This is a genomic window from Azospirillum sp. HJ39, from assembly GCF_041507355.1.
Lineage (GTDB): Bacteria > Pseudomonadota > Alphaproteobacteria > Azospirillales > Azospirillaceae > Azospirillum > Azospirillum thiophilum.
Genome location: NZ_CP167912.1, coordinates 590,216 through 605,972 on the forward strand (window position 1 = coordinate 590,216; position 15,757 = coordinate 605,972).

Genomic DNA, 15,757 nt, shown 5'->3' on the forward strand with positions numbered 1-15,757 from the left:
ACCCGTCAGCCCTGTTCTTCGGCGCCCAGGTAGGATTCGACGACGCGGGGGTCGGCGACGACCTCCGACGGCGCGCCGTCGGCGATCTTCTCGCCATGGTCCAGCACCACCACGCGGTCGGACAGCGCCATCACTGCCCGCATGACATGCTCGATCATCAGGATGGTCAGTCCCTCGCGCCGGTTCAGGTCGCGCAGCACTCCGACCATGCGGTCCACCTCGGTCGGGCGGAGACCGGCCAGAACCTCGTCCAGCAGCAGCAGGGTCGGCCGGGTGGCGAGCGCACGCGCGACCTCCAGCCGCTTGCGGTCGGGCAGGGTCAGGCTGCGCGCCGGACGGTTGGCCTGATCGGCCAGTTCCAGCCGCTCCAGCACGGCGCGGGCCTGGAGGCGCGCGGTTTCCACCGATCTTTCGCGGGCAAGGGCGCCGACGACGACATTCTCCTCCACCGTCAGATGGCCGAACGGCTTGACGATCTGGAAGGTGCGGCCGATGCCGGCGGCACAGACCTGGTTGGGCTTCAGCCCGGTCAGGTTGCGGCCTTTCAGCGTGACGCTGCCCTCGTCAGCCGGGAAAACGCCGGCGATCAGGTTGAAGGTCGTGGTCTTGCCGGCGCCGTTCGGGCCGATCAACGCCAGGATCCGTCCTTCCGGCACGGTGAAGCTGACGCTCGACACCGCCTTGAGACCGCGGAACCGCTTGGACAGGTTGTCGACTTCGAGCAGTCCGGCCATCTCAGGCGCCCTCCCCCGGCTGGCGCACCAGACGCAGGCGGCGGGCCAGCCAAGGCCACACGCCGTCCGGCCGGTACACGACGATCACCACCAGCGCGACGCCGTAGAACAGTTGCTTCAGCCCAGGCAGATCAAGCCCGCCGGCCTCGATCAGGAAAGTCAGCAACTCGCCCAGCGGGGTCAGGATGAAGGCGCCCAGGATCGGGCCGATCAGCGTGCCGATGCCGCCGACGATGGCCGGCAGGATGATCTCGATGGAGCGGCCCATCGAGAAGACCTGCTCGGGGAACAGATTATTGAAGTAGAAGGCCTGGAACACGCCGCCCAGCGCCGTCAACGCCGAGGACACCGCCACTGCGGTCATGCGGGCACGGAACAGGTCGACGCCCGACGCCTCCGCCGCGTCCGGCTCCTCGCGCACCGCCAACCACTGGTAGCCCAGCCGGCTGTGCAGCAGCACCCGCGACAACGCGAGCGCCCCCAGCACGAGCGCGAGCACGACGTAATAGAACAGCAGCGGCGAGCCGCGCAGGTTCAGCGGATCGCTGACCCCCGCTTCGACCGGCAGGAAGAAGCCGCCGGAGCCGCCGACCCAGGTGATGTGGTCGAAGCCGACGCGCGCCACCTCGGCGAAGGCGATGGTCAGCAGGGCGAAATGCACGCCCTTCACCCCGAAGCGGAAGCCGAGGAAACCGATGGAACAGCCGGCGGCCGATGCGGCCAGCATCGCCAGCACCATGCCGGCCCACGGGCCGATGCCGTAATGCACGAACAGTGCGGCGCTGACATAGGCACCCAGCCCGACATACAGGGCATGGCCAAGCGACAGCAGGCCGGAAAAGCCCATCATCACGTTCCAGGCCTGCCCGACATAGGCGAACCACAGAACGGTGGTCAGCACCGAAACCAGATAGCGGTCGGCGAACAGGGGCGCCGCCGCGAGGCCCACCGCGGCCAGCACCAGCAGGGCCATGCCGCGCCCGGTCACTCCCGACAGCCCGTTCATGCCCGTTTCCCCAACAGCCCTTGCGGGCGCAGCAGCAGCACCACGATCAGTACCCCGTAGCTGAACAGGGATTTCAGGGACGGCGTCAGCAGGAAGCCGGCCAGCGCCTCGGACATGCCGATCAGCACGCCCCCCAGCAACGCGCCGGGGAGGCTGCCCAACCCGCCGACGATGACGATGATGAAGCTCAGCAGCGTGTATTCCGGCGCCAGCTGCGGACGGGCATCGACCAGCAGCGTCATCAGGGCACCGGCCACGCCGACCACCGCGGCGCCGATGCCGAAGGTCAAGGCATAGAGCCCGTCGATGTTGAGCCCGACGACCCGGGCGCCCAGCGGATTGTCGGCGCAGGCTCGGATCGCCTTGCCGGTCCGGCTGAAACGGAAGAAGGCGAACAGCGCCGCCGCCACCAGGATGGCCGCCGCCCCGGCGCGCAGCCGTACGGCGTCCAGCAGCATCGGTCCGAGTTCGATCGTGTCGAAGCTGTAGGGCACCTGTACGTTGCGGGCATCCGGTCCGAACAGCATCAGCATGCCGTTGACCAGGATGGTGGCGATGCCCAGCAGCAGGATGAACTGCATGTGTTCCGGCCGCTCGACGAACTTGTTCACCAGTCCGCGTTGCAGCAGCCAGCCGCAGGCGAACAGCAGAGCCGCCATGACCGGTGCCGACAGCAGCGGATCCAGCCCGAACCAGCCGCCCAGCAGCACGGCGCCGTACATGCCCGCCACCATCATCTCGCCATGGGCGAAGTTGACGACGCGGACCACGCCGAAGATGACCGATAGCCCCAGCGCCGCCAGCCCATAGACGAGGCCGGTCAGCAGCCCGGAGGCCGCGATGTTCAGGTAATAGTCGATCGGCATGGGTGGCGGATTGTCCGAACGGTGAGGCTCTGCGGGTTAGCAGTCCCTGTTGGTCCAGGCAAGACAGAATGACCGCAGGCCGACATTTCGCGGGTGTCTATGGCCGGCTTGCCAGCCGTGTGCCGCCTCCGAAGCCGGCGATCCGCTCCGACACGTCGTCCAGCCGGTGGCCAAGGGAAGCGCTCAGGCAGGCTTGCGCCGCCGCGGCCACCGCCGGGTCGCCCTCCGTCCCACTGCGAACCCAGCAGAGGGCGGCGATCCGCTCGTGGAAGCGGCGTTCGTCCTGGATCAGGGCATAGGCCGCCGCCGCGCGGACGGCAGGATCGGCAACGCCCGCCAGGAAGCGCTCCTGCATCCCGCGGGCCCGGCCGTCGAGCAGGGCGAGGGCCGGAATGTCGCAGATCATCCGCCGGAGCGGCGCCGTCACCGATTCGCAGCGCGGGTCGGGGACGGGTGGCATGGCCGGCAAAGGGACAGGCGGGGGCGCGATGGCGGCGGGAATGGGCTGTGGCGGTGGTGGAACGGTCCTGGCGGTGGCCGGCACCGGTGCCGGCGGTCGGACAATCGGAGCCTCGTTGGTGCCGCCGGCCAGCGAGGCCCGCACCACCCGCACCGGGGTACCGACCCCGGTCGCGGCGAAGACTGTCTCGATGTCGGCAGGCAGCATGCGGAAGCAGCCGCCGCTGGCCTGTCTGCCGACTGAATCCGGCTCGTTGGTGCCGTGAATGGCGATTGCCGGCCAGCCGAGATCGAGAGCGTATGCACCCAGCGGATTGTTCGGTCCCGGCGGCACCGCCCGTGGCAGCGAGGGCTTGACGCGCCGTTGATGCGCGGTCGGTCTCCAGGTCGGGTTGCGGCGCTTGCGCTGGATGGTGCTGTCGCCGATCGGGATAGGCACGCCCGGCCGGCCGATGGCGACCGGAAAGCTGCGCGTCGCGCCGTCCGGCCCTGTCAGATAAAGGCGGCGGTCGGCAAGACTGATGGCGATGGCCGGCACGCCTTCGGTCGCCTGCTGCGCCAGGACCGGGCTGGCGCCGGCCGCGGGTAGCGTGGCTGCGGCAAAGGCGAGGAAGCCCCCGACAAGGCATCGCGCCAGGGCTGCCGCTGCGGCTGTCGTCGGGATGGAACCGGTTCCTCCCCGGATGGTCGTAATTCCAGGCATGCGGAAAGTTGCACGCGTGTCCCCTAAAACAGGGTAAACAACGTGAGCCGACGGTCTGCGGGGAACGAGGGCCACCCTCCCCGAGACCAAGTCGACCCGAGAGCAGGGCCCCGAGAGCTAAGGACGTGCATCATGGACCAGATCGAGCAGACGTTGGCCGTCGCGACGGAACATCATCGCGCCGGCCGCACCGCGGAAGCGGAGCGCCTGTACCGCGACGTGCTTGACGCCTCGCCCGGCCATCCTGACGCCCTGCACCTGTTGGGCGTCATCGCGTTGCAATCCGGCCGTGCGGAAGAGGCGGTCGACCGGATCGGCCAAGCCGTGGCCGGTGACGATTCCTCCCCCCTGTTCCACGCCAATCTCGGGCATGCCCTGCATGCCTGCGGCCGCCAGCGCGAAGCGGCCCTGAGCTTCGCCCGCGCACTGACCCTGCTGACCAACGAAGGCGAGGGGTGGGGCAATGTCGGTGCGCTGGCGAACCTGATCCGCCGCTACGACGACGACATCCGGCATGCTGCAGCGGCGGAGGTCGATGCGCATTACGCCATGTCCGATGTGATGCGGCGCCAGTCGCTGCTGTTCCTGCTGACCGGCGACATCGCCCATTATCGCACGCTGGTCGCCGCCGCGCTGGAGGATCCGCTGCGATTCTCGGTGCCGTCGATGCATTACGCCTATTGGGGCATCGCCATGCGTCTGTTCCATGGCGACGTGCGGTCGGGTGACGTCGGCGGCTTCACCAGTGGCGAATTCCGTCGGTTCTATCGTCTGTTGGTGGAGGAGACCGTTCGCCGCTACGGTCTGGACGTGCGGCTGCGTCGGGCGGCTCCGCGCAGCACGGTGAAACGGGTGGCGCTGATCACCAACCAGATGCTGGGCGAGGGACATCAGCCGACCGCCGACGCCTTCGACTATGCCCGCCGTTTGCAGGACGAGCAGGGCTGCGAGGTCGTGATCATCAACCCCAACGCCATGGCCGTGGCGGGCGAGAACGGCTTCGTTCCCGAATACAGCTACAACGTCACCGAAGAGTATGACGGCGAACAGGTCATGGCCGCCCAGGGTGCCCAGGTGCGCATGGTTTCCTTCCCGCAGCCCCGCTTCGACGAGGAGAAGCTGACCGCCATCGTCGATACGGTGGAACGGTTCGATCCAGACGTGATCGTTGCATTCGGCGGCTCCAACGTCGTCGCCGACCTGTTCGCGCGCAGTCGTCCGGTGGTGTTCCTGCCGACCTCCTCCGGGCTGCCGCCATCGCTTGCCACGCTGCTGCTCGGCTATGCGCCGGAGGATGGCGCTGCCGGCTGGCCGGAGGATGACCGGGCCCGCTTCCGCCCATTCTCCTTCGGCTGGACCCTGCCGGATGGCGGCCCGAATGGCGGAACGGCACGCAGCCGCGCCGACTTCGGCCTGTCCACCGACGGACCGGTCTTCGCCGTCGTCGGAAACCGGCTCGACCAGGAGGTCGGTGCGGATTTCCTGGAGACGCTCGACCGGCTGCTCGACCGGCTGCCGGACGCTCATGTCGCCTTTGCCGGGACGGTACAGGATCTGCCGGGCCGCATTGCCGCCGCTCGAAACGCCCCGCGGATGCATGCGCTCGGTCATGTGGACGGTATCCGCGGCTTTTACCGGATGACGACCGCCTACCTCAACCCGCCGCGCCAGGGCGGCGGCGGCAGCGCCGCCTTCGCGCTCGCAGAAGGAGTGCCGGTGGTGACCTACGCCCACGGCGACGTCGCCGGTGTGAGCGGTCCAGGCTTCACCGTGGCCGACGAGGCGGCCTTCCTCGATCGCGCGGTGATGCTGGCCATGGATGACGCGAAGTCCGCGGAGGCGTCGGAAGCCGCCCGCAAGCGGTTCGCCGATACGGGCGACCGCGCCAAATCGGTGGAACGTCTGCTGGGCTATGCGCAGGAGGCGCAGGGGCTGTTCTGACGGCGGGGACGTGGGGGCAGGGTTTCGATGCCCTGCCCGCTCCTACAATCCCAGATACGCCTGCTTCACTGCCGGATCGGACAGCAATGCCTCGCCTGTTCCGGACAGTACGATGCGACCATTCTCCAGCACATAGGCGTGCCGGGCGATCCGCAGCGAGGCGGCGACATTCTGTTCGACCAGGATGATCGTCATGCCGTCGGCCGCCAATGCCCGGATGATGCGGAACAACTCCTGCACCAGAGCCGGCGACAGGCCGAGCGACGGCTCGTCGAACATGATCAGGTCGGGTTTGCCCATCAGGCAACGGCCGATGGCCAGCATCTGCTGCTCGCCGCCGGACAGCGTGCCGGCCGCCTGATCCAGCCTTTCGCGCAGGCGGGGAAACAGATCCAGCATCTGGTCGTAGGTCTGCTTCGCCGTGGCACGCGCGCGCGGGATGACGGCGCCCATCTCCAGATTTTCCCGTACGCTGAGGGTGGGGAAGATCTGCCTCCCTTCCGCCACCTGTCCGATGCCGAGATCGCAGACGATGTGACTGGGCAGGCCGGCGATCTCGCGGTCCTTGAAGCGAATGCTGCCGCGCGCCGGTTTCAGGATACCGGCGATGGCGCGGATCAGCGAGGTTTTGCCCGCCCCGTTGGCGCCGACGATGGCGGTCGTCGCCCCGGTGGCGATCTCCAGCGTGACGCCATCGAGCGCCTGGGCATCGCCATAATACAGGTCGAGGTCGGAAACGATCAGCATGGCAACGGGTCCGGGGGCAGCGGGTCCAATGGCGTGAAGTGCCTCTATAGCGCGATCATTTCAGGAAGAACACCGCGCTCATGACCAGGCCCACGGCGATGATGCCCATGCGGAGCACAGGCTTGGGAATTTTCCGCCCCAGTCGCGCACCGACATAGCCGCCGACGACCGCAGCGACAGTCATTAGCAGCGCCTTGGGCCAGTCCACCGCTCCGCCCGCCGCATAGGCCGCCACCGCGATGGCAGTCAGAACGGCGGAGAACAGGTTCTTCAACCCGTTCATGGCGTTCAGATCGGTCATGCCGAACAGGCTCAACTGCGCCAGCAGCAGGATGCCGAGCCCACCGTTGAAATAGCCGCCATAGACCGACACCGCGAACAGCGTGCCCAGCATCGCCCCGTCGCCGTGCAGGCCGAGACGGCGCAGTCGCTGCGCCAGCATGTTGCCGAAGGCGAACAGCCCGGTCGCGACAAGGAGCAGCCATGGCACGATATCCCTGAACACCGAATCCGGCGTGACCAGCAGCAGCCCGGCCCCGGCCAGCCCGCCGGCAAGGCTGACAACCGACAACAGCGGCAGGCCGATGGTTCCGACCGGCGTCAGATCCTGGCGATAGCCGTAGACCCCGCTGGCATAGCCCGGCAGCAGGGCGACCGTGCCGGTGGCGTTGGCGGCGACCGGCGGCACCCCGGCATAGATCAGCGCCGGCAGGGTCAGGAAGCTTCCGCCGCCGGCAACGGCATTCATTGCACCGGCCAGGAAGGCAGCAGTCAATAAAATGATTTCTATCATAATATTACGAGCGGTTCCTCAACTCACGGCGGATGATCTTGCCGGTGGTGGTCATCGGCAGGCTTTCCACGAATTCGATGGCACGCGGATATTCATGGGCTGCCAGCCGGGTCTTCACATGCTGCTGGATCGAAGCGACCAGGGCATCGTCGGGAACCACATCCTCCTGCAGCACGACGAAGGCCTTGACGATCTCGGTGCGCAGCGGGTCCGGCATGCCGACCACGGCCGCCATGCGGATTGCGGGATGCCCGATCAGGCAATCCTCGATCTCGCCGGGGCCGATGCGGTAGCCGGCCGAGGTGATGACGTCGTCGTCGCGCCCGACGAAGCGGATATAGCCGTCCTGGTCCAATTCGCCCTGGTCGCCGGTGACCAGCCAGTTGCCGATGAATTTTGCCGCGGTGGCATCTGGATTGTTCCAATAGCCGAGGAACATCACCGGATCGGGCCGATGGACGGCGATCAGGCCGAGTTGGCCGGGAGGCAGCCGGTTGCCGTCGCCGTCGATCACCGCCACGTCATGGCCGGGAACCGGCCGGCCCATGATGCCGGGCTTCGGCTGCATCAACGTGGCTGCCGATGAGACGATCATGTTGCATTCGGTCTGGCCGTAGAACTCGTTGATGGTTACCCCGAAGGTCTGGCGGCCCCAGCCGAGCAGTCCGGCTCCCAGTGTCTCGCCGCCGCTGGCGACGGAGCGCATGGCGATGGCGTGGCGCGCACGCGGGTTCGGCACGGTCCGCATCATCTTCAACGCGGTCGGCGGCAGGAAGGCATTGCGCACCTGGAATTCGGCCAGCAGCGCAAAGGCGGCCTCGGCGTCGAACTTCTCGAAACGGTGGGAGACGACGGTCACCCCATGATGCCAGGCCGGCAGCAGCACGTCGAGCAGACCGCCGATCCACGCCCAGTCGGCCGGCGTCCAGATTCGGTCGCCCGGCTGCGGAAACCGGTCGTGCGACATCTCGACACCGGGCAGATGGCCCAGCAGCACCCGGTGCGCATGCAACGCCCCCTTCGGCTGGCCGGTGGTGCCTGACGTGTAGATGATCAGCGCCGGGTCGTCCGGGCCGGTGTCGGCAGGGGTGAAATCGTCCGAAGCGGCATCGCACAGCCCATGCCAGTCGAGACAACCGGGACCCGAACCGTCGATGCGGAAGACCGCGCGCAGCTCCGGCAGACGGTCTCGGATTTGCGCGATCTTGGCAGCACCGGCGGCGTCGGTCACCACGGCGCGGGCGCCGCAATTGGCCAGTCGGTATTCCAGCGCCTCCACCCCGAACAGCGAGAACAGCGGCACAGCCACCCCGCCCAGCTTGTAGACGGCGACATGGCTGACCGCGGTCTCCGGGGCCTGGGGCAGCAGGATGCCGACGCGGTCGCCGCGCACCATGCCCTGGGCATTCAGCGCGTTGGCGAAGCGGTTGGAGAGGGCGCGGATGTCGGCGAAACGGTACTCCTCGGCCCCGCCGTCGCGTCGCAGATGGATCAGCGCCAGCCGGTCCGGCTCGGCCTCCGCCCAACGGTCGCAAACGTCGACGCCGATGTTGTAGCGGTCGGGGACGCGCCAGGCGAAGGCGCGGGCCATCCCGTCATAGCTGTCCGCATTGGGCAGCATGTTCGTTCCCTCCCAAGGGATTGTCGTCGATTCCTTCCTGGAACCGTTTGGCGGATCATAGGGGCAAGCGAGGCACCGCGTCACGCGCCGGGAATAAGTTGCGGGTCTGCCATGTTGATGGCGTCAGGAACGCATTGTTTCGTGACGATCCAAAACAGGACGAGAGCCACCATGAAAGCCAGCCCCATCCTCGCCGCCGCACTGTCCGCCAGCCTGCTCGCGGCCCCGCTCGCCGGCTGTGCCCAGCCGGGCTATGGCGATTCCTATGGTGGCGTCAGCGCCAACAAGCAGACGGCCGGCACGGTGCTGGGCGGCGTGGTCGGTGGCCTCGCAGGTTCGCGCTTCGGTGGCGGCAGCGGCAAGCTGGTCGCGGTCGGCGTCGGCACGCTGCTGGGTGCGGCGCTTGGCAATGCGGCGGGCGCCTCGCTCGACCGGGCCGACCAGACCTATGCCAATCAGGCGGCGATGAACGCTTATGCCGCTCCCACCGGCAGCACCGTGCGCTGGAACAACCCGGACACCGGCAATTACGGCAGCTATACGCCGGTTCGCGAGGGCACCGGGCCGCAGGGCCAGCACTGCCGCGAGTACCAGACCACCATCGTGGTTCAGGGCCGCACCCAACAGGGCTTCGGCACCGCCTGCCAGCAGGGAGACGGCAGCTGGCGCGTCGTCAGCTGATGCCGTGACCTGTGCGGGGGGGGGGAGCGTGGGCACGGCCGCAGGTTGATCAGGCGAGCGCCGTCCGCCGCCGGCCGGTGCCGCCGACCCTGGGGGGCGGGCCGGTCAGGGCACGGGCGATCCGCAGGGCGCCATCTCCGTCCATCGGCAGCGTTACGGCGGCGTCCTGCATGCGCTGGCGGCGCGGGGCATCGGCCCAGAGGGCGAGGGCTTGGGCCGCGATGATCGCTGCGGCATCCGCAGGGCTGTTTCCGCGTGCATCCAAAGCGGCGCACCAGCCGAGCGCCGCAGCGTCACCGCTGGCCATCGCCTGGTTGTCGGCGGTCACCACCAGCAGAGTCGGCACCGCCAGCGCCGCCAGCTCTCCCATCGTGCCGCCGCCGGCCGATACGGCCAGCCCACTGTCGGCCATCAACGCACCCATGTGCGGGCAATCGACTTCGACCGAAAGGTCGACGCCGAATTGCCGGTCAAGGTGGACGGCGAGTTCCGCCAGTTCGGCTGCGCGCGGGTTGCTGCCGCCGACGGCGGCCACCAGCCGGCAGCTATCGGGCCGGCCGGCTGCCAGTGCCTCCAGCACCGGACCGGTGAGGCCGAGCGGGTCGGAGCCGCCGAAGGTCACCAGCAGCACCCGACGCTCGGCAACCGGCCGCCGCCTTTCGCGCGCCGCCAGACGCAACTCGCGGCGCAGCGGCGCGTAGCCGGGGCCGAGCAGCAGCAGCGCGCCCGGCGCCATCGCGTCATAAGGCAGGGTCGACGCCTGGGGAGCCGCATTGACGACGAGGTCGGCGTGCAGCGGCGTTCCGTCGCCGAGATCGTCCCAGGCCAGCACGCGGGCGCCGGCCGCCTGCAAGCCGGCACGGTAGGCCTCGCCGAAGCGGTAGCCGTCGATCATGACCGCGCTGCCGTGTTCCCGCCGAAGCAGCGAACGGGTCGCGGCCAGATCCGCCGCCTCCCCGACCGGACCGGCGATGGCGACATGGCGGAACCCGTCTGCGGACAGCCGGCGGTCGATGGCGGGGGTGGATTCCACGGCGGCGAACAGTGTCTCGTGTCCCTGCTCGCGCAGGGCCTCAGCCACGGCGAGGCAGCGCATGACATGGCCGGTGCCGATGGTGGGCGACGCGTCGGCACGGATGAGGATGACGGCCATGGCGCTTGTCCGAAGGAAACGCGGCGGCGGTCGGGCCGAGGCGTGCGATTCGAGTCGGGGTGCATCTTGGCGCGGCACCATGCGACTGTCCAGCGCCAGACCGCGTACGGAACGGGGGACAAATCGCAGGAACGGGCTTGCGGTGCAGTTCCTGCGCGTCAGGACTCGCGGCCGGCGATCACGCTGGCTGCGGTGGCAAGGCTTTCAGGCGTGCCGATGTCGAGGAAACGGGCCTTGGCGATGTGGGCGTTGAGGGTGCCGGGCGGCAGTGTTTCCAGCACGTCGCGTTCCAGAGATACCGCACCCGCCGCGATGAACCGGTCGAGGAAGGCGGCGGAGAACAGGTAGACCCCGGCGTTGATGGTGCCTGCACCCGGGACCTTGTCGATGAAGCGGCGGATCCGGCTGTCCGGTCCGATCTCCACCCGGACGAAGCGGGAGGAATCCTCGACCGTCACGCACAGCACCGATGCCTCCGCCCCGGACAGCCGATGGGAAGCGATGAAGGCCCGCAGGTCGGCATCAAGGAAGGTGTCGCCGTTCACCACGAGGATCGTGCTGCTGCGCAACTCCTTGCGGACATAGCCCAGCGCGCCGGCAGTGCCGAGCGGGCGCGGTTCGATCTGGCAGACGACGTCGATGGTGCCGGCGGAATCGCCGCGGGCGAGCCAGGCGGTCACCCGGTCGGCCAGATGACCGAGGCACAACACCACGCGACGCGAGCCGTAGGTCGACAGATAGTCGAGCAGATGACCCAGGAAGGCGCGGCCCGCGATCGGGGCAAGCACCTTGGGCGTGTCGCCCAGAACCCCCCGGATGCGCGTGCCCAGCCCACCGGCGAGCACCGCGACGTCGATATTGGCAAGAGCGTCCTCGGACCGCACCGACCGTCCTTTCCCTGAAACCCTGCTGATGCCGGTCAGCTTACGACGGCGCAGGCGCCGGGTCATCCACCCTGCGCGGCGTCCGGCGGCCATAGTCGATAAAGGGCGCGCGGGCGAAGCGCAATGCGGAATTGCGCGGGACGGCAGCCGCATCGACGGTCATGCCGCAATCGGGCCGGTCCCGGCCAGACGGCGGAGCCGTCGTGCCACCCCCGCGAGAGCGGCGTCCTGGCCGCGCGGATCGCCAAGCAGCGCCATCGTCGGGAACCAGGGACGCACCGGCGTGCCCAGCGTCGACCAATCCCCGGCTCCGCTGAGCCGCCAGACCGGCGTGCCCAGCGCGGCGGCCAGTTCGCCCACCGCCGTCGGCGCGGTGATGACGAGATCGAGGCCGGCGACCAGCGCCGCCATCCCTTCCAGATCGTTCCGCCGGTCCAAATCGGGCCAATGGTGGAGGACGGTGTCGAAACGGCGCAACGCCTTGGCCCGCTCCGGATCGTCGCCGTCATATTGCAGGGTGACGAAGACGGCACCCGGCACGGCAAGGACCGGTTCCCATTGTTCGATGTCGGTATAGGCGCCGGCCCGGTCCGCGGTGACGTAGCCGCTGCGCCAGCAGATCCCCACCCTCAAACCAGGCCCCAGCGCCGCCAGGCGCCCGCGCCAATCCGCCGCGAGGGCCGGATCGGGCGCCAGGAACGGCGCCGCGGTTGAAAATTGCCTTGGGCCTAATTGGTTCAGGCCGAATTGTCCCAGGCGGGACCGCAGCCACGCCGCGACATTCCCCATCGCTGCATGGACATCGGCATCCTGCGGGTCAGATGTCGGTGCCCGCACATCGGCGCCCGGCAGGGCACGGGCGAACAGGCCGACCAGTCGCGAATCGCATTCGACCACGAGCTTGCCGGCTCGGCGGACCAGATCGGGCAGTGCGGTGCCGAACAGGATCTCGTCGCCCAATCCCTGTTCTCCCCATACAAGGATGCGGCGGCCGGCCGGATCCTCCCCCCTCCATTCCGGAATGGAAAAATGTCGGCCCACGGCGTCGCCGGTGGCGAAGCGATGGGCGTAATCGTCCCAGCCGCCTGCAAGATCCCCATCGGCCAGCCGGAGCAGCCCGCGGTTCGTCCGGGCCTCCGCCCGACCCGGCGCCAGCCGCAGGGCGCGTTCGGCGCAAGCGCGGGCCAAGCGGCGCTCGCCCCGCACCAATGCCGTGTGGCCATGGTTGAGCATGGCGTCCGGCAGGTCGGGAGCCACCGCCGCCGCGCGGCGGTGGGCGTGCAGCGCCTCGCCCCAGCGGGCCAGCCCGGCCAGCGCCATGCCCAGGTTCGACCAGCTCCGGGCGGACAGCGGGGCGATGCACAGTGCGCGGCGGCTCGCCAGCACGGCCCTGGCAAAGCATCCCTGCCCCTTGAGCGCCGCGGCTGCGGTGGTCAGCGCCCCGGCCAGTGCCGGCGCCAGGGCGATGGCACGGGCGCAGGCGGCCTCCGCCTCCGGATAGCGCCGGGCGGCCAACAGGGCGGCGCCCAGATTGGCCCAGCTTTCAGCGACCGACGGACGCAGGCGAACGGCATGGCGATGGGCTGTCGCCGCCTCGTCGGCTGCGCCCGTCGCCTGCAGCACGACGCCGAGATTGTTCAGCGCTTCGGTCAGGTCCGGCCGCAAAGCCAGCGCCCGCCGGTGCCACGCCATGGCCGCCGCGTGCCGGCCGAGCCGAAGCAGGGTGACACCGCCGTTGGTCCAGCCGGTTGCATCGGCCGGATCGGCGGCGACGACCTCCCTATGGCTGATGGCGGCTTCCGCAAACCGTCCCTGCCGGTGCAGGGCCGCCGCCTGCCCCGCCAGCCCCCGTGCCGTTCCAGGTATCCTCTTCACCGGCGGGGTGCGGGGAACGGGTGGCGAGAGGGCTTGCAGGGCCTTGGCCATATCGGCCAGCGTCGCGGCGAACGGTTCGCCGGGGCGCGGCTGGAACAGGCGCATCGCCGGATACCAGGGACGCACCGCCGAGCCGAGTTGGGTCCAGTCGCGACTGCCGAAGCGCCAGACCGGTGTGCCCAGGGCTCCCGCCAGTTCGCCCACAGACATGGCGGGAGAAACCACGAGGTCCAGCCCGGCGATCAGCGCGGCGACGCCGTCGAAATCGTCCTTGCGGTCGAGATCGTTCCAGCGATGCAGGCGGATCCCGAAGCGCTGTTCGGCATCGCGGATTTCCGTTTCGACCTCACCATATTGCAGCACCACCCACTGGATGCCGGGCAGGGCGAACAGCGGCGCCCAGGTGTCGAGCGGCAGGTAGGCGACGCTGCGCTCCACCGTCATCATCTGGCTCCGCCAGCCGATGCCAACGCGCAGCCCCGGTCCGAGCTTGGCCAGCCGCTCCCGCCAGCGCTCCACCAAAGCCGGATCCGGCACCAGCCAGGAAGGGCGCGGAGGGAAGTCCGCCAGCCGGCGGCGCAGGACGCGCGGAAGCGATCCCATCGGCACATGGCGGTCGTAGTCCGGGATCGCCATCGCCTCGCGGCCCTGCCCGTCCAGCGTCTCCGCCCGCACCCGCAGGGTCGGGAAGGAGCGGGTGAACAGCGGTACCAGCCTGGGATCGACCTCCAGGATGGTGGAGACGGCACGGCCGGCGATGTCGGCGCAGAGTGAGGAGAACAGGATGCTGTCGCCCACCCCCTGCTCTCCCCAGACCATCAGGCGGCGGCCGGTCAGATCCTCGCCGCGCCATGCCTGGGCACGTGGCTGGCGTCCCTGCCCGACCTGTCCCGATCCGAAGCGCCAGCCATATCCCGGCCAGCCCCGATCGAGGTCGCCGGCCTCCAGCCGCAGCAGTCCCTTGTTGAAGTGGGACAGCGACAGGTCCGGGCGCAATTGCAGGGCGCGGCCGTAGCAGCGCTCCGCCCCCTGACCGTCGCCCAGGCGCTGGCGCGCCAGCCCCAGATTGCTCCAGGCTTCGCCATAGGCAGGGTCGAGTGCCAATGCGTTGCGATAGGCCTCGGCCGCCCCGGCATGATCGTGGCGGCCCTGATGCAGATGGCCGAGATTGTTGCGCGCAGCGGCCTCCAGCGGGGCCAGCCGGATGGCGTGGCGTTGCGACCGCTCGGCCTCGGCGAAGCGTTCGGCACTGCGCAGGGCATTGCCGAAATTGGTATGGGTTTCCGGCAGGCCCGGATCGAGCGTCAGGGCGACCCGCCATGCCGGCCACGCGTCGGTCGTGCGGCCGGCGGCGTGGCGCGCATTGCCGAGATTGTTCCAGGCCCCGGCGAAGTCCGGTCGGTTGCGGATCGCCTCGCGATGCAGGGACTCCGCCTCGGCATAGCGCCCTTGGGCATTGCGGATGCTGCCGAAATTGTCCAGCGCCTCGGCATGGCCGGGCTGGATCGCCAGTACCGCATCGAAGCAGGTCGCGGCATCATCGAGCTGTCCTAAACTCTTAAGGCAGAGTCCCAAGCCATTGAGACAGAAGGAGTCATGTGGAGAAAGGCGTAAGGCGTCTGCATAACGCTCCGCGGCGTCGGTCAGGCGGCCGGCGGTATGCAGTGCCGCGGCCAGAGCCGCTAACGTCGCCGGATCGGAGGCACCGCCACCGAGCGCCGTCGCGATGCCCAGCGCCTTCGCCGCCTCCGCCAGCCGGCCGAGATGACGCAGACTGATCGCCCGGTTGGTCCAGGGGCGCGGGTCGCCGGGCAACAGGTCTGCCGCCCGCCCATGGGCGGCCAGCGCTTCTTCTGCCCGGCCGAGCCCTTGCAGAGCGGCGCCGAGGTTCAGGTGGGCATCGGCCAGATTCGGCGATAGGCGGGCAGCTTCGGCATAATGCTCCGCGGCCTCCGCCATCCGGTCCCGCCCGGCTAGCACGAGACCCAAATTGAAGTGGGCGCCGACATGAGCGGCGTCTCGGTCGAGCGCCCGCCGCAGCGCCGCTTCCGCTTCCGCCAGTCGGCCGAGCCGTTGCAGCACGGTGCCGCGGTTGGCGTGATAGTCCGCCACCCCCGGCGCCGCTTCGACCGCTTTGTCAATCAAGGCAATGGCTTCTGCATTGTCGCCGCGCTGATGGGTGAGAACGCCGAGCAGATGCAGCGTGTCGACGTGATTGGACTCGGCTTGCAGAATCCGCCGGTAGAGCGGTTCTGCAGCATCCAACGCGCCGTTCTGGTGGTGGCGGAGAGCTT

General features: G+C 69.1%; 13 protein-coding genes. 2 read left to right on the forward strand and 11 right to left on the reverse strand.

The window, feature by feature from the left end:
• Positions 1-5: 5 nt before the first annotated feature.
• From ABMY26_RS30225 to ABMY26_RS30240, 4 genes are all read right to left on the reverse strand, one after another.
• Positions 6-734 (reverse strand): ABC transporter ATP-binding protein, encoded by a 729-nt coding sequence (locus tag ABMY26_RS30225; protein ID WP_372399207.1) that lies wholly within the window; start codon positions 732-734, stop codon positions 6-8.
• A gap of 1 nt (position 735) precedes the next feature.
• Positions 736-1,740 carry a branched-chain amino acid ABC transporter permease gene (locus ABMY26_RS30230; protein ID WP_372399208.1) on the reverse strand — a complete coding sequence of 335 codons (1,005 nt, stop codon included), beginning with the start codon at positions 1,738-1,740 and terminating at the stop codon, positions 736-738.
• A complete protein-coding gene (locus tag ABMY26_RS30235) occupies positions 1,737-2,606 on the reverse strand; it encodes a branched-chain amino acid ABC transporter permease (protein WP_372399209.1) in 870 nt (289 codons plus the stop codon). Before ABMY26_RS30235 ends, ABMY26_RS30230 begins: the two co-directional genes overlap by 4 nt.
• Before the next feature lie 97 nt (positions 2,607-2,703).
• Entirely contained in the window at positions 2,704-3,768 is a 1,065-nt protein-coding gene (locus ABMY26_RS30240; protein ID WP_372399210.1) for a L,D-transpeptidase, read from the reverse strand.
• Positions 3,769-3,900: 132 nt separating this feature from the next.
• Here ABMY26_RS30240 and ABMY26_RS30245 point away from each other — a divergent pair, with 132 nt between their 5' ends.
• Complete coding sequence (locus ABMY26_RS30245) at positions 3,901-5,709, forward strand: tetratricopeptide repeat protein (protein WP_372399211.1); 1,809 nt, start codon at positions 3,901-3,903, stop codon at positions 5,707-5,709.
• A 42-nt stretch (positions 5,710-5,751) separates the two neighbouring features.
• Here ABMY26_RS30245 and ABMY26_RS30250 read toward each other — a convergent pair whose 3' ends face one another.
• From ABMY26_RS30250 to ABMY26_RS30260, 3 genes are read right to left on the reverse strand one after another with little or no spacing between them, the layout of a single operon-like run.
• Positions 5,752-6,456 (reverse strand): ABC transporter ATP-binding protein, encoded by a 705-nt coding sequence (locus tag ABMY26_RS30250; RefSeq protein WP_372399212.1) that lies wholly within the window; start codon positions 6,454-6,456, stop codon positions 5,752-5,754.
• 55 nt (positions 6,457-6,511) lie between these two features.
• On the reverse strand, positions 6,512-7,249 hold the full coding sequence (locus tag ABMY26_RS30255) for a sulfite exporter TauE/SafE family protein (protein WP_372399213.1): 738 nt from the start codon (positions 7,247-7,249) through the stop codon (positions 6,512-6,514).
• A gap of 4 nt (positions 7,250-7,253) precedes the next feature.
• Positions 7,254-8,870, reverse strand: coding sequence for an acyl-CoA synthetase (locus tag ABMY26_RS30260; protein WP_372399214.1), 1,617 nt, complete (start codon positions 8,868-8,870; stop codon positions 7,254-7,256).
• Between the two features lie 171 nt (positions 8,871-9,041).
• On the opposite strand from ABMY26_RS30260, the gene ABMY26_RS30265 reads away from it, so the two are divergent.
• The gene (locus ABMY26_RS30265) at positions 9,042-9,551 is read left to right on the forward strand and encodes an RT0821/Lpp0805 family surface protein (RefSeq protein ID WP_372399215.1); all 510 of its coding nucleotides are present in this window, start codon (positions 9,042-9,044) and stop codon (positions 9,549-9,551) included.
• Positions 9,552-9,600: 49 nt separating this feature from the next.
• Here ABMY26_RS30265 and pseG read toward each other — a convergent pair whose 3' ends face one another.
• The 4 genes from pseG to ABMY26_RS30285 form a co-directional block, all read right to left on the reverse strand.
• Positions 9,601-10,704, reverse strand: coding sequence for a UDP-2,4-diacetamido-2,4,6-trideoxy-beta-L-altropyranose hydrolase (gene pseG, locus ABMY26_RS30270; protein WP_372399216.1), 1,104 nt, complete (start codon positions 10,702-10,704; stop codon positions 9,601-9,603).
• A 158-nt stretch (positions 10,705-10,862) separates the two neighbouring features.
• Positions 10,863-11,588: a nucleotidyltransferase family protein gene (locus tag ABMY26_RS30275; RefSeq protein ID WP_045584534.1), complete on the reverse strand. Its 726-nt coding sequence runs from the start codon at positions 11,586-11,588 to the stop codon at positions 10,863-10,865.
• A 40-nt stretch (positions 11,589-11,628) separates the two neighbouring features.
• A complete protein-coding gene (locus tag ABMY26_RS30280; RefSeq protein WP_372399217.1) occupies positions 11,629-11,751 on the reverse strand; it encodes a hypothetical protein in 123 nt (40 codons plus the stop codon).
• Positions 11,748-15,728 carry a tetratricopeptide repeat protein gene (locus ABMY26_RS30285; RefSeq protein WP_372399218.1) on the reverse strand — a complete coding sequence of 1,327 codons (3,981 nt, stop codon included), beginning with the start codon at positions 15,726-15,728 and terminating at the stop codon, positions 11,748-11,750. Before ABMY26_RS30285 ends, ABMY26_RS30280 begins: the two co-directional genes overlap by 4 nt.
• Positions 15,729-15,757: the final 29 nt, after the last annotated feature.

What these genes read in the sequence shown, in the direction of transcription:
- ABMY26_RS30240 (WP_372399210.1), bottom strand. Translation starts at nt 3,768, where the DNA reads ATGCCTGGAATTACGACCATCCGGGGAGGAACCGGTTCCATCCCGACG.
- pseG (WP_372399216.1), bottom strand. Translation starts at nt 10,704, where the DNA reads ATGGCCGTCATCCTCATCCGTGCCGACGCGTCGCCCACCATCGGCACC.
- ABMY26_RS30225 (WP_372399207.1), bottom strand. Translation starts at nt 734, where the DNA reads ATGGCCGGACTGCTCGAAGTCGACAACCTGTCCAAGCGGTTCCGCGGT.
- ABMY26_RS30230 (WP_372399208.1), bottom strand. Translation starts at nt 1,740, where the DNA reads ATGAACGGGCTGTCGGGAGTGACCGGGCGCGGCATGGCCCTGCTGGTG.
- ABMY26_RS30280 (WP_372399217.1), bottom strand. Translation starts at nt 11,751, where the DNA reads ATGACCGTCGATGCGGCTGCCGTCCCGCGCAATTCCGCATTGCGCTTC.
- ABMY26_RS30235 (WP_372399209.1), bottom strand. Translation starts at nt 2,606, where the DNA reads ATGCCGATCGACTATTACCTGAACATCGCGGCCTCCGGGCTGCTGACC.
- ABMY26_RS30250 (WP_372399212.1), bottom strand. Translation starts at nt 6,456, where the DNA reads ATGCTGATCGTTTCCGACCTCGACCTGTATTATGGCGATGCCCAGGCG.
- ABMY26_RS30265 (WP_372399215.1), top strand. Translation starts at nt 9,042, where the DNA reads ATGAAAGCCAGCCCCATCCTCGCCGCCGCACTGTCCGCCAGCCTGCTC.
- ABMY26_RS30255 (WP_372399213.1), bottom strand. Translation starts at nt 7,249, where the DNA reads ATGATAGAAATCATTTTATTGACTGCTGCCTTCCTGGCCGGTGCAATG.
- ABMY26_RS30260 (WP_372399214.1), bottom strand. Translation starts at nt 8,870, where the DNA reads ATGCTGCCCAATGCGGACAGCTATGACGGGATGGCCCGCGCCTTCGCC.
- ABMY26_RS30245 (WP_372399211.1), top strand. Translation starts at nt 3,901, where the DNA reads ATGGACCAGATCGAGCAGACGTTGGCCGTCGCGACGGAACATCATCGC.